Below are 20,019 nucleotides of genomic sequence, written 5' to 3' on the forward strand. Positions count from 1 at the left end.
GGCCGGTGGGGCTCTGAGCGGCCCGACGGGCGAGGGATGAGGGCGTTTCCTGGGGCTATGGAGTCTGTCATCGATCCGTGGCCGCCTAGTGGAGCAGGCTGCCTTGGAGCTCGGCGCGGAGGTCCGGGGTGAGGACGGTGCCCGCCCGGTCGACCAGGAGGGCCATTTCGTACCCGACCAGACCGATGTCGGCGTCCGGGTGGGCGAGTACGGCCAGCGAGGAGCCGTCCGAGATGGACATCAGGAAGAGGAACCCGCGTTCCATCTCCACCACGGTCTGGCTGACGGCGCCGCCTTCGAAGATCCGGGAGGCGCCCGCGGTCAGCGAGGTCAGACCGGAGGCGACGGCCGCCAGCTGGTCGGCGCGGTCACGCGGGAAACCTTCGGACATGGCCAGCAGGAGTCCGTCGGCGGAGACCACCACCGTGTGCGACACCCCGGGGGTGTTGTCCACGAAGTTGGTGATCAACCAGTTCAGATTCTGCGCGGCCTGACTCATCGGGCTCAACTAACGCTCCTGCTGGTGAGTGGGGCCGAGTGGAAAACTGCCGGTCGACTGGCCGTTGTTGGCCTGCCGCCCCTGTTGGATGCCCCGGCGGAGATTGGTCAACCGCCCGCGCACATCGTCGGGCGCACGCGACACCTGAGGACCGGACTGGTGGTTCTGCTGCTGGGCGGTGCCCGGTACCAGGTTGGCGCGAGGTACCCGGCGAGGCAGTCCGGAGGTGGTGACTCCGCCTGCCGCGGGCTTCTTGACCCGCTCCGCCTGCCGTACGAGTTCGTCGTTCGGCGAGGGGCGCCAGGAACTTGTGGTGGAGCCCGGATCGCCCCCGCCGCGGCGCGGCGCCGCGGGAGCGGGACGCTCCTGGGCCGACTGCTCGGGGAACGCGGGCGCCTGCGGCTCGGCGGGCGGCTGCTGGCCGCCCTGCTGCGGGCCGTGGAACCAGTTCGTCTCCAGGGTGTCGTACAGCGGCGTACGACCGTCCCCGGGGCCGGCCGCCGGCGGCAGCGCCTCGGGCTGCGGCTGCGGCGGCAGGACCGGACGGTACTGCCCGTCACCGCTGGGCGCGGCGGGCGGACGCGGGGCACCGAAGTCCCCGTTGCCGCCGTCGCGCTGACGCGGCGCCGGCAGCCCCTGGTCCTGCGGCTGTCCGAAGTCGGGGCGGGCGAACTGCGCGGTGCTCGCCGGGTCCTGCGACGACCGGTCCAGCGGGGACTGCCCCTGCGGGGACTGCGCCTGCGGGGCCGGAGCCGAGAAGTCCGGGCGGGCGAACTCGGCGGTGGAGCCGGGACCCTGCCGGTCGTCCATGGGCGGCCGCTGCGCGAACGGCGGGCCCATCGGACGCTGGAACTGGCCGGTGGTCTCGGGCTCCTCGTGGCCGCGCGGGGCGTCCAGCGGGGTACGCCGCGGTGCGGACGGCTCGTCGGCGCCCCAGCTGGTGGTCTGCGAGCGCTGCGGCTGCGGGTTGCCACCGGGCAGCTCGGCACGCGGACCGCCGACCGGGGGCAGCTGGCGACCGGGCTCGGCCGGGCCGCCGGCCTGCGGGAAGCCGCCCTGGCCGGCCGGGTTCTGCCGGGCCTGCTGCGGCTGCGGAGCCCCCCACGGAGCCGGGCCGTTCGCCCGTCCCTGCTGGTCGTCGCGGCCCTGCTCGTTCCAGTCCTGGTTCTGGTTCTGGTCCTGGCGGTTCTGGCCGAACAGGTCGGGACGGCCCGAGTCCGTACGGCCCGCTCCGTCGCCCTGGCCGCGCGCACCGAGCCGGGCACCGTTGCCGAATGCCCCGGCGAGACCGCCGCCGTGCCGCTGCGGCTCCTGGCGCGGGTTGTCCTGGTGGCCGGCGTCGACCGGCCCGGCGGGTGGGAAACCGGCGTTCTGCTGGCCCGGCTGGTTCTGCGGCCGGCGGGGTCCGCCGTCGCGCGAGGGCAGTGCGGCGCGCGGGCCCGAGCCGGCCCCGACCTGACCACGCCCGGCGGCCGGGCTCGGGGCGAGCCGGCCGGCCGGGGCCGCCGGGGTGCCGCCGAGGCCGGGACGGGAGCCGTTGCCCGGTCCCGTACCACCGGCACCGCCGAGCAGACCACCGGGGGCGGGCTGCTGTCCCGGCCCCTGCTTGGGGACCGGCTGCTTGTTGCCGTGCGCGACATCCACGGGCAGCATGACCAGCGCGGTCGTACCGCCGGAGTCGGAGGGCCGCAGCTGGATCCGGATGCCGTGACGCAGGGACAGCCGGCCGACCACGAACAGACCCATGCGCCGGGAGACCGAGACGTCCACGGTGGGCGGCGAGGCGAGCCGCTCGTTGATCGCCGCGAGGTCCTCGGGGGAGAGGCCGATACCGGTGTCGTGGATCTCGACCAGCACCCGCCCGTCGGGCAGCGCGTGACCGGTGACCCGGACCTTCGTCTGCGGCGAGGAGAACGACGTGGCGTTCTCCAGCAGCTCGGCGAGCAGGTGCACGAGGTCGTTGACGACCCGGCCCGCGACCTCGGTGGCGGGCACCGCGGCCAGTTCGATGCGCTCGTACTGCTCCACCTCGGAGGCGGCGGCGCGCAGCACGTCGACCAGCGGGACGGGGCGGGTCCACCGGCGGCCCGGCTCCTCGCCCGCGAGGACGAGGAGGTTCTCGCCGTTGCGGCGCATACGGGTCGCGAGGTGGTCGAGCTTGAAGAGCGAGGACAGCTGGTCCGGGTCGGCCTCGCGCGACTCCAGTTCGGAGATGAGCGACAGCTGACGCTGGATGAGGCCCTGGCTGCGGCGCGAGAGGTTGGTGAACATCGCGTTGACGTTGCCCCGCAGGAGGGCCTGCTCGGCGGCGAGGCGGACCGCCTCGCGGTGCACGTCGTCGAAGGCCGCGGCCACCTGGCCGATCTCGTCCCGGGAGTGCACACCGACCGACTCCACCGAGGTGTCGACGTCCTGCGGGTCGGCCTCGGAGAGCTGCTTGACGAGCTCGGGCAGCCGGTCCTGCGCAACGCGCGTAGCCGTGTCCTGGAGCCGCCGCAGCGAGCGGATCATCGACCGGGCGACGACGAAGGCACCGACCAGCGAGACACCGAGCACCAGCAGGATGAGCGCACCGCTGATGATCGCTTCGCGCTTCGACTCGTCGCGGAGCTCGCGGGCCTTGCCCTCCATGTCGCCGAGGAGGGTCTCCTCGATGGTCTTCATCGCCTGGATCTTGGTGGAGCTCTGGTCGTACCAGTCCAGGTACGAACGCCGCGCCGTGCCGGTCATGCCCGAGGGGCTGTCCAGCACCTTCTTCGCGTAGGTGTTGGCGGCCTTGATCTCCGGGTTGCCGTCGTCCAGCGTGGCGGTCAGCTCTTCGGCGTTGTTGCCGGTGGCCGCGTAGACGGCGGCGAAGGAGCGGCGTGCCGAGGTCTCCTTGCGCAGCGCGGCGCGGCCGAACTGCTGGTCGTTCTTGTCGAGGTGCGGCTGCTTGTCGTTGCCGGCGGGCAGCGCCGCGGCGATGATCGCCCGCTGGACCGAGGCGTACTCCTTGGCGGAGGAGAAGGCCGCCAGCGCCCGGGTCCGCTTGATCATCTCCGAGTTGCTGGTCGCCTGCGCCATGTCCTGCGAGAGGCTCAGCAGCGAGGTGATCAGCTGGCTGTACTGGTCGACGGTCTGGAGACTCGGGGTGTCCTTGGTGTACGCCGTCTTGCGGATCTCGCGGATCTCGGTCAGCTGGCTGGCGATCTGCTGGACGCTTGAGTAGATGCCTTCGAGGGCCTCGTCGCCGGTGGGGTCGCCGATCGAGTTCGTGGCGTCGAGGAAGGCCGTCTTCGCCCGGTCGGTCTTCTTGCGGGGCTCGGTGACCTTGAAGTCGTCGGTCTTCGCCCCGTTGGCCAGCGGACCGGCCGAGCGGTCGCGCTCCTCCTGGAGCGCCTGGGCGAGCGTGGTCGCCTGCTTGGTCATCCTGGTCAGCAGCTGCATGTGGTCCAGCTGCTGCATGTCGTTCATGGAGTCGTTGATCCGCAGGCCGCCCAGCGTGGTCGCGGCGACCACGGGAAGGGCGAGCAGGGAGACCAGGCGCGTGCTGATGCGCCAGTTGCGCAGTGCCACCCGCGAGCCCGTGCTGACAGGGCCCCGGGGCTTGAGCGACGAGATGGGGTCGGTGCTGCTGGACGCCGTGGCACCGGGGGCCCGGTCGCGGTCGCCGCTGTCGCCGGCCGGGGCCGGGCCGGGGTTCTGGGCGTGCTGGGGCGAGGAACCGCGGTCGGTCCCACCGTGCGGCTCCTGTTCCGCCGCAGCGCTGCCATCCCTCTTGAAACGTCCCTGCACTAGCGTCGCAACCTCTGGACCAGGCGTCCCTCCGCGCGAAGACGGGTGGGACGGTGTCGGCGTCGTGGGACGTTGTGTCCGCCCCATGGTGGTCGTGAGTGACCGGCGCTCTTCCCCTTCCCGCCGCCACTCGGCGCTGCGTTGCGCCCCTGCGCGCCGGCCCTGAAACCCGCGGCGGTGCGTGGAATTCCAGCACAGTGCCGGATCTCCAACAAGGGCCCCGTGTCCGGCCGTGACCCGGGTGACGCGTTGTGATGAATGAGTAACAAGCCGTGGAATGTGTTCATGGGCAAAGTGGATCATTGCGGGTGAATCGGCGGAGAGTGAAGGGTGTCCCAGTCGACATGATCAGGAGCGGAATGGCTGATTCAGTGCCGCAATGTCCGTTTCTGTCGAGGTGCTCGGGCGCCTGAAATGGGGCGATTGTCGACGCGGTCGTGAGCAAACTCACATGATGATCGCCGTCTCATCCGGGCTTCCGAAGGGAATCGGATGTTTAGCCTGACGCTTTACAGGGATGGCAAATCCGACAACCGGCGCCCCTCCGGGCGGCGCCCGTACCGACAGGGTCCGAACGGCAGATGAAGACGACGATGATGTTCCGCAACATTGCCAACCCCCGGCGCACCACGCTGGCGCACCTCAGGGACGCCGACGAGCTGCGGACGCCGGAGCTGCCGGAGCACGCCGTCGACCTGCCCACCCAGACGGCCAACCCCCGCCGCACCATCCTCATGGAAGCCCCGGTCACCGCCGCGGCCCCGGAGTAATGCGCGCGTTGTCCCCCCTCACCCGCGTTAGCCTGGAGCGTCAGTCTTCCAGCCAGCAAGTGAGGGGCGACAGCATCCCGTGCGCATCGCCAGGTTCTCCATCGACGGCAATGTCGCCTTCGGCGCCGTCGAGGGCGAGGGGCCCGATGGTCTCGTCCTCGACATCATCAAGGGCATCCCGTACGCCGAGTTCGAGCTCTCCGGGACCAAGGTCCCGCTGAGCAAGGTCCGCCTCCTGCCGCCCGTGCTCCCCAACAAGGTCGTGGCCATCGGCCGCAACTACGCGGAGCACGCCGCGGAACTCGGCAACGAGGTACCGGACGTCCCCGTCGCCTTCTTCAAGCCCACCACCTCGGTGATCGGCTCCGGCGACGCCATCGAGTACCCCTCCTTCTCCCACGAGCTGCACCACGAGGCCGAACTGGCCGTGGTCATCGGCCGCATGTGCCGCGAAGTGCCGCGTGAGCGCGTGAAGGACGTCATCTTCGGCTACACCTGCGCCAATGACGTCACCGCCCGCGACGCCCAGAAGCGCGAGAAGCAGTGGGCCCGGGCCAAGGGCTTCGACACGTCCTGCCCGCTCGGCCCGTGGGTGGAGACCGACCTCGACCCCGGCGACCTGACCATTCAGGCCACGGTCAACGGCGAGCAACGCCAACTGGGCCGTACGAGCGAAATGATTCGCTCGATCGAGGATCTGGTCGTCCACATCACGGAAGCCATGACGCTGCTCCCGGGCGATGTGATCCTCACCGGCACTCCCGCAGGGGTCGGACCCCTCCATGTCGGCGACGAGGTCGCCGTCACCATCGAAGGCATCGGCACTCTCACCAACAAGGTGATCAAGCGTGGTTAACGCATCCTCCCCCAAGCTCCCGGCCCCGCTCGGCCAGGGGGCGACCCCCCGCGTACGGTTCTGTCCCTCCCCGACCGGCAACCCCCACGTGGGCCTGGTCCGCACCGCACTCTTCAACTGGGCCTTCGCCCGGCACCACGGCGGCACCCTGGTCTTCCGCATCGAGGACACCGACGCCGCCCGCGACTCCGAGGACTCCTACAACCAGCTCCTGGAGTCGATGCGCTGGCTCGGCTTCGACTGGGACGAGGGCCCCGAGGTCGGCGGCCCGCACGCCCCGTACCGCCAGTCGCAGCGCATGGACATCTACCGGGACGTCGCCGAGAAGCTCCTCGCCGGCGGGTACGCGTACCACTGCTACTGCACCACCGAGGAGCTCGACTCCCGCCGCGACGCCGCCCGCGCCGCCGGCAAGCCGTCCGGCTACGACGGCCACTGCCGCGACCTCACGGCCGAGCAGACCGCCGCGTACGAGAACGAGGGCCGCACCTCCATCGTCCGCTTCCGGATGCCCGACGAGGCGCTCACCTTCACCGACCTGGTCCGCGGCGAGCTGACCTTCCAGCCGGAGAACGTGCCGGACTACGGCATCGTCCGTGCCAACGGCGCCCCGCTCTACACGCTGGTCAACCCGGTCGACGACGCGCTGATGGAGATCACCCACGTCCTGCGCGGCGAGGACCTGCTCTCCTCCACCCCGCGTCAGCTCGCCCTCTACAAGGCGCTCATCGAGCTGGGCATCGCCAAGGGCACCCCCGCCTTCGGCCACCTCCCGTACGTCATGGGCGAGGGCAACAAGAAGCTCTCCAAGCGCGACCCGCAGGCCTCGCTCAACCTCTACCGCGAGCGCGGCTTCCTGCCCGAGGGGCTGCTCAACTACCTCTCCCTGCTCGGCTGGTCGATCGCCGAGGACCGCGACATCTTCTCCATCGAGGAGATGGTGGCCGCGTTCGACATCAAGGACGTCAACGCCAACCCGGCGCGCTTCGACCTGAAGAAGTGCGAGCACATCAACGCCGAGCACATCCGCAAGCTCGACGTGAAGACCTTCACCGAGGCGTGCGGCCCCTGGCTGAAGGCCCCGTTCGCCCCGTGGGCCCCGGAGTCCTTCGACGCCGACCGGTTCGCGGCGATCGCCCCGCACGCCCAGACCCGCGTCACGGTCCTCTCGGACATCACCGCCAACGTCGACTTCCTCTTCCTCGACGAGCCGGCGACGGACGAGGCGTCCTGGGCCAAGGCGATGAAGGAGGGCTCCGACGCCCTGCTCGTCACGGCCCGCGCCAAGCTGGCCGACGCCGAGTGGAACGCGGACGCCCTGAAGAACGCCATCCTCACCGCGGGCGAGGAGCACGGACTGAAGCTCGGCAAGGCCCAGGCCCCGGTCCGCGTGGCCGTCACCGGCCGCACGATCGGCCTGCCTCTCTTCGAGTCCCTGGAGATCCTGGGCCGCGAGAAGACCCTGGCCCGCGTCGACGCGGCACTGGCCAAGCTGGCCGCGTAGCCGCCGCGGGCGGAGCGGAGGCCGGGGATTCCACGGGGGAGCCCCGGCCTCCGCCGCCCGGTACAGCCGGGGCCGGCTGCACCGCGCGACCCCCGCTGTCGGTGGGCGGAAGTAAGCTCGCAGGGTGATTACTGGCGAACTGAAGAGCACGGTGGGGCGCGTCTGGGACGCGTTCTGGTCGGGTGGTATCTCCAACCCGCTGGAAGTGATGGAGCAGATCACCTACCTGCTCTTCGTCAAGCGGCTGGACGAGCTCCAGACGGTCAAGGACCGCAGGGCGAACGCCACGGGCACACCCGACCCCGCCCCGTTCTTCACCCGCGAGCAGCAGGATCTGCGCTGGCAGAACTTCAAGGTCAGGGATCCCGAGATCATGTACGGGCTGGTCGCCGAGGGCGTCTTCCCGTACCTGCGCCGCATGGGCGGCAACGAGTCGACGTACGCGCACCACATGAAGGACGCGCGCTTCACGATCCCGAGCGCGAACCTGCTGGCGAAGGTCGTCGACCTCCTCGACGAGATCTCGATGGAGTCCAGCGACACCAAGGGCGACATCTACGAGTACCTGCTCGCCAAGATCGCCTCCGCCGGCCAGAACGGCCAGTTCCGCACACCCCGGCACATCATCGACCTGATGGTCGAGATGACCCGGCCCGGCCCCGGTGACGAGATCTGCGACCCGGCGTGCGGTACGGCGGGGTTCCTCGTCCAGACGTCGTCGTACGTCAAGCGGACCCACGCGGACGCGCTGCTGGGCGCCGAGCAGCGCAAGCACTTCAACGAGTCGATGTTCCACGGCTTCGACTTCGACAGCACCATGCTCCGCATCGGCTCGATGAACATGCTCCTGCACGGTGTGGAGAACCCGGACATCCGCTACCGCGACTCCCTCGCGGAGTCGGCGGCGGGCGAGTCCGAGAAGTACTCCCTGATCCTTGCCAACCCCCCCTTCGCGGGCAGCCTCGACTACGAGTCGACGGCGAAGGACCTGCAGGCGGTCATCAAGACGAGGAAGACGGAACTCCTCTTTCTGGCTCTGTTCCTGCGCCTCCTCAAGCCCGGTGGCCGGGCGGCGGTCATCGTCCCGGACGGTGTCCTGTTCGGCTCGTCCAAGGCTCACAAGGAGCTGCGCAGAATGCTGGTGGAGGAACAGCAGCTCCAGGCGGTGGTGAAGCTTCCGAGCGGCGTGTTCAAGCCGTACGCCGGAGTCTCGACGGCGATTCTCTTCTTCACCCGCACGGACAGCGGGGGCACGGAGGACGTCTGGTTCTACGACGTCAGGGCCGACGGGCTGAGCCTCGACGACAAGCGCAACGAACTCCTGCCGGAGGACCGCCTGGGCGTCCGCCCGACGGGCGGTCCCCTGACGGCGGCCGAGCACGCGAAGAACAACCTCCCCGATGTCCTGGCGCGGTGGATCGAGCGCGACGGCTCGGAGCGCAGCCGGGCGAGGACGGAACAGAGCTTCTGCGTCTCGAAGGCGGAAGTCGCGGGCCAGGGATATGACCTGAGCCTGACCCGCTACAAGGAAATCGTCCACGACCGGATCGAGACGCGGGCCCCGCTGGAGATTCTGGCCGACCTGGAGCTCATCGAAAAGGAGATCGCCCAGGGCACGGAGGAGCTCAGGGGGATGCTCGGGTGACACTCCCCGCAACTGCTCGGCTCGGTGAGCACGTATCTTTCCTTTCCGGGTTCGCCTTCAAGTCCGCCTTTTTCAATACGGAGGGCGAAGGGCTTCCGATCGTAAGGATTCGCGATGTCAAGGCCGGTCGTTCGGACACCTACTACAGCGGCGAATACGATCCCAAATTCATTGTGTCCGACGGTGACTATCTGATCGGAATGGACGGGGAGTTCTCGCTGGCTCGTTGGCGCGGGGGCAAGGCACTGCTGAACCAGCGGGTCTGCAAGGTCGAGAGCGTGTCCGACCGGCTCGATGCCGGGTATCTCGTGAGATTCCTGCCGTCGGCGCTCAAGGCCATTGAGGACGCCACACCGTTCGTCACGGTGAAACACCTCTCCGTGAAGGCGCTGAGGGACATCGAGATCCCCCTGCCTCCGCCCGCCGAGCAGCGCCGTATCGCCGCGGTTCTCGACCAGGTGGATGCTCTGCGCGCGCGCCGTCGCCAGGCCGCCGCCCTCCTCGCCGACCTGGCCGGCTCCGTTTTCCTCGACATGTTCGGCGGCCCGTCCGACATCCTGGAGAATTGGCCTACCAGGCCGCTGGGTGATGCCCTGGATTTCCTGACCAGCGGTTCACGGGGGTGGGCGAAGTATTACACCGATGATCCACGCGTGCTGTTCCTGCGGATTCAGAACGTACGCGGCGGCGAACTCCTGCTGGACGACATCGCGTACGTGACCCCGCCGCAGACCAAGGAGGCCGAGCGGACCCGGGTCCGGGCGGGTGACGTGCTCCTGAGCATCACGGCCGACCTGGGACGGGTCGCGGTGGTCCCCGAAGAGCTGGGGGACGCGCACATCAACCAGCACCTCGCGATCCTGCGGGCGCCGTCGTTGAACCCGAACTTTCTCGCTGAGTACATTTCGAGCCCGGCCGGGCAGCGCCAGATCCTGGGAAGGAACCGGCAGGCGGTGAAAGCCGGTCTCAACTTCGACGACGTGCGGTCCCTGCGGATTCCGGTCCCCCCGCGGGACATGCAGGACACGTTCGACCGGCGTCTTCGGGAGACCAGGCGTACACGGGACGCGCACCACGTCCACCTCGCCCGCCTCGACGAACTCTTCGCCTCGCTTCAGCAGCGTGCCTTCACGGGGCAGCTCTGGGAGCACGAACCGGCACAACCGTAGCGAACCGCGCCACCACCGCATGATCCGGGCGTCGGCCGCGCCCGGTCCGGGGAGTCCCGGGCGCGGCCGGCGTTTGCCGCACGACGTACATCGCGCACGCGACAGCGACATCGCACCAAGGGGAGAGGGGCGCCATCGCCATGGGCAGCAACCAGGGAACCGACCGCACCGGCCACGACGGTGACGAGCACACGAGCCGACCCGGCCGCCTCCGACCGCCCCGCCCCACCCCCGGCCCCCCTCCCGGCCACCGCCCGCCGCCCGCATCCGCCGCACGCGACGTCCCCCGCCCCGCCGGGAACTTCGGCTTCCTGCTGGCCGAGTGGCCCGCCCTCCACGAGGAGGCCACCCGCGCCGAGCGGTTCACGTACAGCGACCCCCGCGCCGCCTGCTTCTACGCCCGTCGCGCGATCGAGCTCGCCGCGCACTGGATGTACGACCGGGACAGCTCGCTCCGGGCGCCGGACAAGAGGGACCTGAACGCGATGCTGCACGAGCCGTCGTTCCAGACGCTCGTCGGGCCCACCGTGGGCGCCAAGATGGACATCGTCCGGCGCCAGGGGAACCACGCCGTCCACAAGCAGGCGCCCGTGCCCGCGCAGACCGCCGTCGCCGGCCTGCGCGAGCTGTTCCACTCCCTCTACTGGTTCGCCCGCACCTATACCGGCGAGAACCACGAGCTGCCCGCCGCGGGCATGGCGTTCGACACCGCCGCCATCCCGCGGCCCCTCTCGCCCGAGGCCCGTCCCACGAACCAGGCCGAGCTGCGCAAGCAGGCCGAGGACGACCAGAGGCGGTACCAGCGGCAGGCCGACGAGCTCAGGGCCGCCCGCGAGCGGAGCGACGCCCTCGCCCAGCGGCTCACCGAGCTCCAGGCGCAGGTCGCCGCCGCCAAGGCCGCCAACCAGCGGGTCCGCGACACCCACGACTACGACGAGGCCGCGACCCGCGACACGTTCATAGACCTCCTCCTCAGGGAGGCCGGCTGGGATCCGGCCGCGCCGGACGGCGAGACCGCGCGCAAGCTCACCGCCGAGCACCCGGTCACCGGCATGCCGACCGCCTCCGGCAAGGGGTACGCCGACTACGTGCTGTGGGGCGCCGACGGCAAGCCCCTCGCCGTGGTCGAGGCCAAGCGCACCCGCCGCGACGCGCGCGACGGCCACCAGCAGGCCAAGCTGTACGCCGACGCGCTGGAGGCGGAGTTCGACCGCCGCCCGGTGATCTTCTACACCAACGGCTACGAGACATACCTGTGGGACGACGGGCTCGGCTACCCGCCCCGCCCGGTCCAGGGCTTCCTCACCCACGACCAGCTCCACTGGCACATCAGGCAGCGCGCCTGCCGCCTCTCCCTCACCACGACCCCGGTCAACGAGAAGATCGCGGGCCGCCCGTACCAGCTGCGGGCGATAGCGCGCGTGGGGGAGGCCTACGAGCGCGACCGCCGGCGTCAGGCGCTCCTCGTCATGGCGACCGGTACGGGCAAGACCCGTACCACCGTGGCCCTCGTCGACCAGCTGAAGAAGGCCGGGTGGGTGCAGCGCGTGCTGTTCCTCGCCGACCGCCAGGCCCTGGTCACCCAGGCCAGGAAGGCGTTCCGGGAGCACTTGCCGCAGACCCCGGTGGCGAGCCTGCTCGACGACAAGGACGCCGCGGCACACGTCTTCGTCTCCACCTACCAGACGATGATGAAGCAGATCGACGTCACCGACGCCGCAGGCCGCCGCCGCTTCGGCCCCGGCTACTTCGACCTGATCGTCATCGACGAGGCGCACCGCTCGGTCTACGACAAGTACGGCGAGATCTTCCGCTACTTCGACGCGCTCCTGCTGGGCCTGACGGCGACCCCCAAGGACGACATCGACCGCAACACCTACAAGCTCTTCCAGCTGGAGGACGGCGTCCCCACCGACTCCTACGGCCTCGACGAGGCGGTGGGGGAGGGGTACCTGGTGCCGCCCAAGGCGGTCAAGGTGCCGCTGAAGTTCATGGAGCGCGGGATCAGGTACGCGGACCTCTCCGAGGACGAGAAGGCCGAGTGGGACGCCAAGGAATGGACGGAGGACGGCCAGGTTCCCGACGCCGTCAGCCGCCACGAACTGGACACGTACCTGTTCAACGCGGACACCGTCGACAAGATGCTGGAGGTCCTCGTCACCCGGGGCCACCGGGTCGAGGGCGGCGACCGGCTCGGCAAGACGATCATCTTCGCCAAGAACAACGAACACGCCCGCTTCATCGAAGAGCGCTACAACGCGAACTACCCGCAGGGAGCTGGCCGCACCGCGCGCGTCATCACTTGCCAGGAGACGTACGCCCAGTCCCTGATCGACGCATTCTCCAACCCGAAGAACCCGCCGGACGCACCCGACATCGCCCTCTCGGTCGACATGCTCGACACCGGCATCGATGTGCCCGAGGTCGTGAACCTCGTCTTCGCCAAGCCGGTCTTCTCCAAGACCAAGTTCTGGCAGATGATCGGCCGCGGCACCCGCCTGCGCGAGAAGCTGTACGGTCCCGACGCGACCGCCCCGGACCACAACAAGCAGAACTTCCACGTCTTCGACTTCTGCGGCAACATCGACTTCTTCAACAGCGAGCTGGACCGGGCCGAGGGCCGCAGGAGCACACCCCTCGCCGAGAGGCTTCTGCAACGGCAGCTCGACCTGATCCGTGCTCTCGACCGCCGCCGGCAGCCCGACCCGAACCGGGACGCCGGGCCGGACGCGATCGCCACCGAGGCCGAGGCCCGGTGGGCGTTCGCCCACCGACTGCACGAGAACGTCACCGCGATGAACCCGGACAACTTCCTGGTCCGGCCCCACCGCCGCGAGGTGGAGACATACAGCGACTTCACGAACTGGCACCGCATCGACGACGACGCGGAGGCCGTGATCCGCGAGCGTCTGCTCCCCCTGCCCAGCGCCCAACGGCCGGACGAGACCGAGAACGGCGAGGAGGCCAGACGGTTCGACCTCCTCGTGTACGGCCTCCAGCTCGCGGCCCTCGAAGGCCGCAGGGAGTTCGCACTGCTGCGGGGCCGGGTCCAGGCAATCGGCGAGTCCCTGCTGACCAAGCGGAACATCCGCGCCGTGGCGGAACAGGCCGAGCTGCTCGAAGCCGTCGCGGGGGACGCGTGGTGGCAGGACGCCACCCTGCCGATGCTGGAGGAGATGCGCCGCAGGCTGCGCGCCCTGGCGCGGCTCGTCGACAACCCGGCCAAGCGCAAGGTCGTCTTCACCGACTTCGAGGACGAGTTCGGTGAGATCACCGAGGCGGAGATCCGCGGTGTCCCGACCGGAACCGACGAACAGCGCTTCCGGCAGAAGGCCCGCGCCTACCTGCTGCGCCACGATGACCAGCCGGCCGTCCACAAGCTGCGCCGCAACCAGCAGATCACCGGTGAGGACCTGGCCGGCCTCGAAGAGATCTTTCTCGCCGAGGCGGTCGCCTCGCCCGAAGACCTCGAAGCGGTCCGTGCGACCGGTGGTCTCGGTGTCTTCGTCCGCAGCCTGTGCGGACTGGACAGGCAGGCGGCCCAGCAGGCGTTCGAGAGCTTCACCGCGGACAGGCAGCTGAGCGCCGGCCGGCTGGACTTCGTCACACTGATCGTCGACGTGGTCACGAAGCGTGGTCTGCTCGACCTCGGCGACCTGTACGAAGTCGGCAGCCCCTTCCACGACCGGGCGCCCGGTGGCCCGGACGACCTGTTCACCCCTGAGGAGATCCGCGACCTGAGGACCGTCTTCACCGGCCTGCGGAGCACCGCGAAACCCGGCGAACCCGCCGCGTAGGTATCTACGCTGGGTCGCATGACGATCCGCGCGGTCCTCTGGGACATCGACGACACGATCTTCGACTACACGGGCGCCGACCGCGCCGGCATGAGCAAGCACCTCGAACAGGAGGGCCTGCCCGACGGGTACGACTCCGTCGAGCAGGCCCTCGTCGCGTGGCGGGCGCTCACCGATGTGCACTGGGCGCGGTTCGCCGACGGGGAGACGGACTTTTGGGGTCAGCGCCGGGACCGGGTGCGGGAGTTCGTCGCACGGGCGCTGGACGACACCGAGGCCGACGACTGGTTCGCCCGGCACGCGGCCCACTACGAGACCGCCTGGTCGCTCTTTCCCGATGTGCTGCCCGCTCTGGACCTGCTGGCCGACGGGTTCCGCCACGCGGTGCTGTCGAACTCCAGCATCCACAACCAGGACCGGAAGCTGCGCATGCTCGGTGTGCGGGACCGGTTCGAGGCCGTGGTGTGCGCCGTGGAACTGGGCGTCTCCAAACCCGAGGCCGGCGCCTTCCACGCCGCCTGCGAGGCGTTGGCGCTGGATCCGCGGGAGGTCGCGTACGTGGGGGACGAGCCGGACATCGACGCGGCCGGAGCCGTGGCCGCGGGGCTGGCGGGGATCTGGCTGGACCGGAGCGGCCGCGGCGGACGGCCCGAGCTCGTCCGTATCAGCGGGCTCGATCAGCTGCCCGGCCTGCTGGGGCCCGCCCGACCCTGATCCGCCGGACAGGCCCCGCGGGCCATACCCGTTTTGGAGCGCCGGACACCTTCGGGTAATGTTCTTCCTGCGCCGCCCGAGCGGAACGAAAGATCCGACCGGGAAGCGCAAGCCGAACAAAACCCCTTCTGGGGGTTGAGTTTTGGTGGGCTATGGTGTAATTGGCAACACTACGGTTTCTGGTACCGTCATTCTAGGTTCGAGTCCTGGTAGCCCAGCGCAGAGATGCACTGTAGTAACAAGCCCCCGTTGTGTAGCGGCCTAGCACGCTGCCCTCTCACGGCAGTAGCGCCGGTTCGAATCCGGTCGGGGGTACAGATCCTTCCCGCGAGATCATCTGGGTCGCACCCACGCTCTCGATGCAGGATCGCTAGGGCCCCCGTTGTGTAGCGGCCTAGCACGCTGCCCTCTCACGGCAGTAGCGCCGGTTCGAATCCGGTCGGGGGTACTTGTAACACCATGGGCTATGGTGTAATTGGCAACACTACGGTTTCTGGTACCGTCATTCTAGGTTCGAGTCCTGGTAGCCCAGCGCAGAGATGCACTGTAGTAACAAGCCCCCGTTGTGTAGCGGCCTAGCACGCTGCCCTCTCACGGCAGTAGCGCCGGTTCGAATCCGGTCGGGGGTACAACAGCACGGCAGGCAAAGGCCCTTCACCTCGGTGAAGGGCCTTTCTGTGTGCCCGTCAGAGTCCGTACCGCCGGGCCGACTCCTCCTCCTGGGCCATCCTGCGCAGCGACATCAGCAGCGGCTCGTAGAGCACGGCCGACGCGACCGCCGCCTCCACCTGCTCCGCCTCCGTGGGGTACGACTCCATCATGTCCAGGTCCTGGACGGCGACTTGAAGCATGAGGCGGGCCTGTTCGGTCAGGTACTCGGCGTCGCAGGGACAGCCGAGGCGGATGAGGGTCGCCACCGACGACACCAGTGCGCGATGGGAGGGGGACAGGGAGCCGAGTTCCTGCGAGGTCGCCCAGCCGAGCCGGTCCAGGAGCCGCTCGACCTCCTCGCGGGCGGCCGCCGTCTCCGGGGCCTCCTCGTCCGGGTCCGGGCCGTGCGGGAGCGCCCACAGTGCGGCGCCCAGGCGGATCGTCCGCCCCAGGGACTCGTCGTCGACCTGGGAGAGGACCTCGCGTGCCGTGGCCACGGGGAGGCGGCCGACCTGGATCAGCGCCCGCACCAGGCGCAGCCGGCGCAGATGGCCCTCGTCGTACTCGGCCTGCGTCGCGCTGACCCGGTGGCCCGGCCGCAGCAGCCCTTCGCGCAGGTAGTACTTGATCGTCGCGGTCTTGACGCCGCTCTTCTCGCTCAGTTCCGAGAGTCGCATGTTCCGTGCCTTCCCTTGCACCACCCCTTGGGCAGTGCCACTATCCCATCATTGGATAGCGGCACTCTCCAAGAAGGGAACGGGCTATGGGCATGTTCGCGAAGCCGATTCCGGGGCGGACGACCGCCGGGGCCGAGGGGGAGGTGGTCGTTCTCCTGATCGGGATGCGCATCAACCACTTCCGGGGCGTGCACCACTGGCTGCCCGTGCTCGCCGCGATGCCGCGCATGCTGCGGGAGTTGAGCAGGGACAGAAGCCGCGGGCTGCTCGGCTACACCCTGCTGTCCGGCTCGCCGCGGACGTACTACGTCGTCCAGTACTGGGAGTCGAGGGAGAAGCTGTACGCGTACGCGAGCGCTCCCGACATGTTCCACCGCAAGGCGTGGGCGATGATCAACCGCAAGGAGAAGAAGTCCCGGCAGCACGTGGGGCTGTGGCACGAGACATACATGGTGCCCGAGGGCGGTTACGAATCGATCTACGCCGACATGCCGCCCTACGGGCTGGCCGCGGTGACCGGCGTACTGCCGATCGAGGGGCGGGGCCGCCGGGCCGCGGACCGTCTGGCGCACCGCTCGTCCGCGGGGCGGGGTTCCGGGGCGTGACGCTGCGGGGAGTGCGGTTCTGAGAGGGGGCCGCCACGACGCTGGGGCGGCCGGAAAGGGGGCGGGGCCGGTCAGCCGTTGCGCCGCAGGGCCTCGCTCAGCCGCGCCGCCGAGTCGATGACCGCCTGGGCGTGCATCCGGCCCGGGTGCCGGGTCAGCCGCTCGATCGGTCCGGAGACCGAGACGGCGGCGACCACTCGGTTCGAGGGTCCGCGCACCGGGGCCGAGACCGAGGCCACGCCCGGCTCGCGCTCGCCGATCGACTGGGCCCAGCCCCTGCGCCGTACGCCCGAGAGCGCCGTCGCCGTGAAACGGGCGCCCTGGAGGCCGCGGTGCAGGCGCTCCGGCTCCTCCCAGGCCATCAGGATCTGCGCCGACGAGCCGGCCTTCATGGTGAGCGTGGAGCCGACCGGCACGGTGTCCCGCAGGCCGGACAGCCGCTCCGCCGCCGCCACGCAGATCCGCATGTCGCCCTGGCGCCGGTAGAGCTGCGCGCTCTCGCCGGTGATGTCGCGAAGGTGCGTGAGCACCGGTCCCGCCGTGGCCAGCAGGCGGTCCTCGCCGGCCGCCGCCGCGAGTTCGGCGAGCCGGGGGCCGAGGATGAAGCGGCCCTGCATGTCCCTCGCCACCATGCGGTGGTGTTCCAGTGCCACGGCCAGTCGATGGGCCGTGGGTCGTGCGAGCCCGGTCGCCGCGACCAGCCCGGCGAGGGTGGCCGGACCGGACTCCAGGGCGCTCAATACCAGAGCCGCCTTGTCGAGAACGCCGACGCCGCTAGAGTTGTCCATACGACGATACTCCCGTCTCACTCTGTGAAACGCAAGTTCAATTTTCGGCGGAAGTTGCGAACCTGTACGGGCGGCCACACAACGGCCCGCAGCCACCGCCCCGCACGGGGGTCCGGACGGCGGCGCACCAATCTCTAGTTGGGCCGGCGAAGACGCCGGCCGGAGGGAAAGCGATGGGTAGGACACTCGCGGAGAAGGTCTGGGACGACCATGTCGTCCGGCGCGCCGAAGGTGAGCCCGACCTCCTCTTCATCGATCTGCACCTGCTGCACGAGGTGACCAGCCCCCAGGCCTTCGACGGCCTCCGGCAGGCCGGACGCCGGGTGCGGCGCCTCGACCTCACCATCGCCACCGAGGATCACAACACCCCGACCCTCGACATCGACAAGCCGATCGCCGACCCGGTCTCCCGAGCCCAGTTGGAGACCCTGCGCAAGAACTGCGCGGAGTTCGGCGTACGGCTGCACCCGCTGGGCGACGTCGAGCAGGGCGTCGTGCACGTGGTCGGCCCGCAGCTGGGGCTGACCCAGCCCGGCACCACGGTCGTCTGCGGCGACTCCCACACGTCCACGCACGGCGCCTTCGGCGCGCTGGCGTTCGGCATCGGCACCAGCCAGGTCGAGCACGTCCTGGCCACCCAGACGCTGCCGCTGGCCCGCCCGAAGACCATGGCGATCACCATCGACGGCGAACTGCCCGACGGCGTCACGGCCAAGGACCTGATCCTCGCGATCATCGCCCGGATCGGCACCGGCGGCGGCCAGGGCTACATCCTCGAATACCGCGGTCCGGCCATCGAGAAGCTCTCGATGGAAGCCCGGATGACCATCTGCAACATGTCGATCGAGGCCGGTGCCCGAGCGGGCATGATCGCCCCGGACGAGACCACCTTCGAGTACCTGAGGGGCCGCGACCACGCCCCGCAGGGCGAGGACTGGGACGCCGCCGTCGCGTACTGGAAGACGCTGCGCACCGACGACGACGCGGTCTTCGACGCCGAGGTCGTCATCGAAGCCGCCGAGCTGGCGCCGTTCGTCACCTGGGGCACCAACCCCGGCCAGGGCGCTCCCCTGTCGGCCAGCGTCCCCGACCCGGCTTCGTACGAGGACGCCTCGGAGCGGAACGCCGCCGAAAAGGCGCTGGAGTACATGGGGTTGACCGCCGGCCAGCCGCTGCGCGACATCGACGTGGACACCGTCTTCGTAGGCTCCTGCACCAACGGCCGGATCGAGGACCTGCGGAACGCGGCCGCGATCCTGGACGGCCGCAAAGTCGCCGACGGCGTACGGATGCTGGTCGTCCCGGGCTCGGTCCGGGTCGCTCTGCAGGCAGTCGAGGAGGGCCTGGACAAGGTCTTCACCGCCGCGGGCGCCGAATGGCGGCACGCGGGCTGCTCGATGTGCCTCGGCATGAACCCCGACCAGCTGGCCCCCGGCGAGCGCTCCGCCTCCACCTCGAACCGCAACTTCGAGGGCCGGCAGGGCAAGGGCGGCCGCACGCACCTGGTCTCCCCGCAGGTCGCCGCCGCCACCGCAGTGCTGGGCCACCTGGCCTCGCCGGCCGACCTGTCCGACGCCCGTACGCCCGCCGGAGTCTGAGAATCATGGAAGCTTTCACCACACACACCGGCCGGGCCGTCCCGCTGCGCCGCAGCAACGTCGACACCGACCAGATCATTCCCGCCCACTGGCTGAAGAAGGTCACCCGCGACGGCTTCGAGGACGGCCTCTTCGAGGCCTGGCGCAAGGACGAGAACTTCGTCCTCAACCGCCCCGAGCGCAGCGGCGCCACGGTGCTGGTCGCCGGTCCCGACTTCGGCACCGGATCGTCCCGCGAACATGCCGTGTGGGCGCTGCAGAACTACGGCTTCAAGGCCGTCGTCTCCTCCCGGTTCGCCGACATCTTCCGCGGCAACTCGCTGAAGAACGGGCTGTTGACCGTCGTGCTCGACCAGAAGGTCGTCGACGCGCTCTGGGAGCTGACCGAGGCCGACCCGACGGCCGAGATCACCGTCGACCTGGAGACCCGCCAGGTCCGCGCCGAGGGCATCACGGCCGACTTCGAGCTCGACGAGAACGCCCGCTGGCGGCTGCTGAACGGGCTGGACGACATCAGCCTCACCCTTCAGAACGAAGCGGACATCGCGACTTACGAGGCCGCGAGGCCGAGCTTCAAGCCGCGTACAATTAACGCCTGAGCAGCGCGTTTCCAGGACTGCGCCCCCTACCTTCTGGTAGGGGGCGCAGTCGCTTGTTGAGACCCCGTCGGGCGACAACTCGCCCCAGATGGCACAATCGGTGCATGGAACGCGACAGCCAACTCAAGCTTTACGGCCAAGTCGCCGACCGTTTGAAGGAAGCGCACACAAGAGTGCGCGCACTGCAAGTCCCGGAGAGCGTAAGGATGGCGCTGTCCCGGAAGCTGTTGGTCATCACGGCCGCGGCTAAGCACGATCTTCCGGATGCGGCAAGGCGTCTGGACCGGTTGATGAAGGACCTCGATGAGGGCCGATTCCCCGAAGGTGACTGACTCTGCGGAACTGCGCAGCGGTCGACTTCGTTGCGGCACTA

15 protein-coding genes and 5 tRNA genes are annotated in these 20,019 nt (G+C 69.7%); 16 read left to right on the forward strand and 4 right to left on the reverse strand.

What is annotated here, in order from left to right; genetic code table 11:
- Positions 1-85: 85 nt before the first annotated feature.
- Together ACIOMQ_RS30665 and ACIOMQ_RS30670 are read right to left on the reverse strand one after the other, a co-directional pair.
- Entirely contained in the window at positions 86-508 is a 423-nt protein-coding gene (locus tag ACIOMQ_RS30665) for a roadblock/LC7 domain-containing protein (RefSeq protein WP_003966009.1), read from the reverse strand.
- Positions 509-4,273, reverse strand: a complete 3,765-nt coding sequence (locus ACIOMQ_RS30670; protein ID WP_402191216.1) for a nitrate- and nitrite sensing domain-containing protein — start codon at positions 4,271-4,273, stop codon at positions 509-511.
- 581 nt (positions 4,274-4,854) lie between these two features.
- On the opposite strand from ACIOMQ_RS30670, the gene ACIOMQ_RS30675 reads away from it, so the two are divergent.
- The 12 genes from ACIOMQ_RS30675 (at position 4,855) to ACIOMQ_RS30730 (ending at position 15,357) form a co-directional block, all read left to right on the forward strand.
- On the forward strand, positions 4,855-5,043 hold the full coding sequence (locus ACIOMQ_RS30675) for a hypothetical protein (RefSeq protein WP_401985191.1): 189 nt from the start codon (positions 4,855-4,857) through the stop codon (positions 5,041-5,043).
- Positions 5,044-5,122: 79 nt separating this feature from the next.
- Positions 5,123-5,899 (forward strand): fumarylacetoacetate hydrolase family protein, encoded by a 777-nt coding sequence (locus tag ACIOMQ_RS30680; protein ID WP_402191219.1) that lies wholly within the window; start codon positions 5,123-5,125, stop codon positions 5,897-5,899.
- Positions 5,892-7,403 carry a glutamate--tRNA ligase gene (gltX, locus tag ACIOMQ_RS30685; RefSeq protein WP_362203992.1) on the forward strand — a complete coding sequence of 504 codons (1,512 nt, stop codon included), beginning with the start codon at positions 5,892-5,894 and terminating at the stop codon, positions 7,401-7,403. The genes ACIOMQ_RS30680 and gltX overlap by 8 nt, the downstream gene beginning before the upstream one ends.
- Positions 7,404-7,527: 124 nt before the next feature.
- Positions 7,528-9,048, forward strand: a complete 1,521-nt coding sequence (locus ACIOMQ_RS30690) for a class I SAM-dependent DNA methyltransferase (protein ID WP_362203995.1) — start codon at positions 7,528-7,530, stop codon at positions 9,046-9,048.
- Positions 9,045-10,217: a restriction endonuclease subunit S gene (locus ACIOMQ_RS30695; RefSeq protein WP_362203998.1), complete on the forward strand. Its 1,173-nt coding sequence runs from the start codon at positions 9,045-9,047 to the stop codon at positions 10,215-10,217. The genes ACIOMQ_RS30690 and ACIOMQ_RS30695 overlap by 4 nt, the downstream gene beginning before the upstream one ends.
- 140 nt (positions 10,218-10,357) lie before the next feature.
- Positions 10,358-14,014: a DEAD/DEAH box helicase family protein gene (locus ACIOMQ_RS30700; RefSeq protein ID WP_402191222.1), complete on the forward strand. Its 3,657-nt coding sequence runs from the start codon at positions 10,358-10,360 to the stop codon at positions 14,012-14,014.
- 18 nt (positions 14,015-14,032) lie between these two features.
- Positions 14,033-14,728, forward strand: coding sequence for an HAD family hydrolase (locus ACIOMQ_RS30705; RefSeq protein WP_362204004.1), 696 nt, complete (start codon positions 14,033-14,035; stop codon positions 14,726-14,728).
- Positions 14,729-14,874: 146 nt separating this feature from the next.
- Positions 14,875-14,946 (forward strand) — tRNA-Gln (locus tag ACIOMQ_RS30710).
- Between the two features lie 24 nt (positions 14,947-14,970).
- Positions 14,971-15,043: transfer RNA gene (locus ACIOMQ_RS30715), tRNA-Glu, on the forward strand.
- 60 nt (positions 15,044-15,103) lie between these two features.
- A tRNA-Glu gene (locus ACIOMQ_RS30720) sits at positions 15,104-15,176 on the forward strand.
- Positions 15,177-15,188: 12 nt separating this feature from the next.
- Positions 15,189-15,260 (forward strand) — tRNA-Gln (locus ACIOMQ_RS30725).
- A 24-nt stretch (positions 15,261-15,284) separates the two neighbouring features.
- A tRNA-Glu gene (locus ACIOMQ_RS30730) sits at positions 15,285-15,357 on the forward strand.
- Positions 15,358-15,414: 57 nt separating this feature from the next.
- Here the strand turns inward: ACIOMQ_RS30730 and ACIOMQ_RS30735 are convergent.
- A complete protein-coding gene (locus ACIOMQ_RS30735) occupies positions 15,415-16,056 on the reverse strand; it encodes a MerR family transcriptional regulator (RefSeq protein WP_401942192.1) in 642 nt (213 codons plus the stop codon).
- 92 nt (positions 16,057-16,148) lie between these two features.
- On the opposite strand from ACIOMQ_RS30735, the gene ACIOMQ_RS30740 reads away from it, so the two are divergent.
- Entirely contained in the window at positions 16,149-16,661 is a 513-nt protein-coding gene (locus tag ACIOMQ_RS30740) for a DUF4188 domain-containing protein (protein WP_362204123.1), read from the forward strand.
- Positions 16,662-16,732: 71 nt separating this feature from the next.
- Here the strand turns inward: ACIOMQ_RS30740 and ndgR are convergent, their stop codons facing one another.
- On the reverse strand, positions 16,733-17,449 hold the full coding sequence (gene ndgR / locus ACIOMQ_RS30745; protein WP_030928691.1) for an IclR family transcriptional regulator NdgR: 717 nt from the start codon (positions 17,447-17,449) through the stop codon (positions 16,733-16,735).
- Positions 17,450-17,622: 173 nt separating this feature from the next.
- On the opposite strand from ndgR, the gene leuC reads away from it, so the two are divergent.
- The 3 genes from leuC to ACIOMQ_RS30760 all read left to right on the forward strand — a co-directional run bounded on the left by leuC (position 17,623) and on the right by ACIOMQ_RS30760 (position 19,978).
- Entirely contained in the window at positions 17,623-19,047 is a 1,425-nt protein-coding gene (leuC, locus tag ACIOMQ_RS30750) for a 3-isopropylmalate dehydratase large subunit (RefSeq protein WP_362204011.1), read from the forward strand.
- A gap of 5 nt (positions 19,048-19,052) precedes the next feature.
- Entirely contained in the window at positions 19,053-19,646 is a 594-nt protein-coding gene (leuD, locus tag ACIOMQ_RS30755; protein ID WP_362204014.1) for a 3-isopropylmalate dehydratase small subunit, read from the forward strand.
- A 104-nt stretch (positions 19,647-19,750) separates the two neighbouring features.
- Positions 19,751-19,978 (forward strand): hypothetical protein, encoded by a 228-nt coding sequence (locus ACIOMQ_RS30760; RefSeq protein WP_362204017.1) that lies wholly within the window; start codon positions 19,751-19,753, stop codon positions 19,976-19,978.
- Positions 19,979-20,019: the final 41 nt, after the last annotated feature.

The sequence above is a fragment of the Streptomyces sp. NPDC087845 genome (genome assembly GCF_044742755.1).
Lineage (GTDB): Bacteria > Actinomycetota > Actinomycetes > Streptomycetales > Streptomycetaceae > Streptomyces.

What these genes read in the sequence shown, in the direction of transcription:
- ndgR (WP_030928691.1), bottom strand. Translation starts at nt 17,449, where the DNA reads ATGGACAACTCTAGCGGCGTCGGCGTTCTCGACAAGGCGGCTCTGGTA.
- ACIOMQ_RS30735 (WP_401942192.1), bottom strand. Translation starts at nt 16,056, where the DNA reads ATGCGACTCTCGGAACTGAGCGAGAAGAGCGGCGTCAAGACCGCGACG.
- ACIOMQ_RS30675 (WP_401985191.1), top strand. Translation starts at nt 4,855, where the DNA reads ATGAAGACGACGATGATGTTCCGCAACATTGCCAACCCCCGGCGCACC.
- ACIOMQ_RS30705 (WP_362204004.1), top strand. Translation starts at nt 14,033, where the DNA reads ATGACGATCCGCGCGGTCCTCTGGGACATCGACGACACGATCTTCGAC.
- leuC (WP_362204011.1), top strand. Translation starts at nt 17,623, where the DNA reads ATGGGTAGGACACTCGCGGAGAAGGTCTGGGACGACCATGTCGTCCGG.
- ACIOMQ_RS30700 (WP_402191222.1), top strand. Translation starts at nt 10,358, where the DNA reads ATGGGCAGCAACCAGGGAACCGACCGCACCGGCCACGACGGTGACGAG.
- leuD (WP_362204014.1), top strand. Translation starts at nt 19,053, where the DNA reads ATGGAAGCTTTCACCACACACACCGGCCGGGCCGTCCCGCTGCGCCGC.
- ACIOMQ_RS30760 (WP_362204017.1), top strand. Translation starts at nt 19,751, where the DNA reads ATGGAACGCGACAGCCAACTCAAGCTTTACGGCCAAGTCGCCGACCGT.
- ACIOMQ_RS30740 (WP_362204123.1), top strand. Translation starts at nt 16,149, where the DNA reads ATGTTCGCGAAGCCGATTCCGGGGCGGACGACCGCCGGGGCCGAGGGG.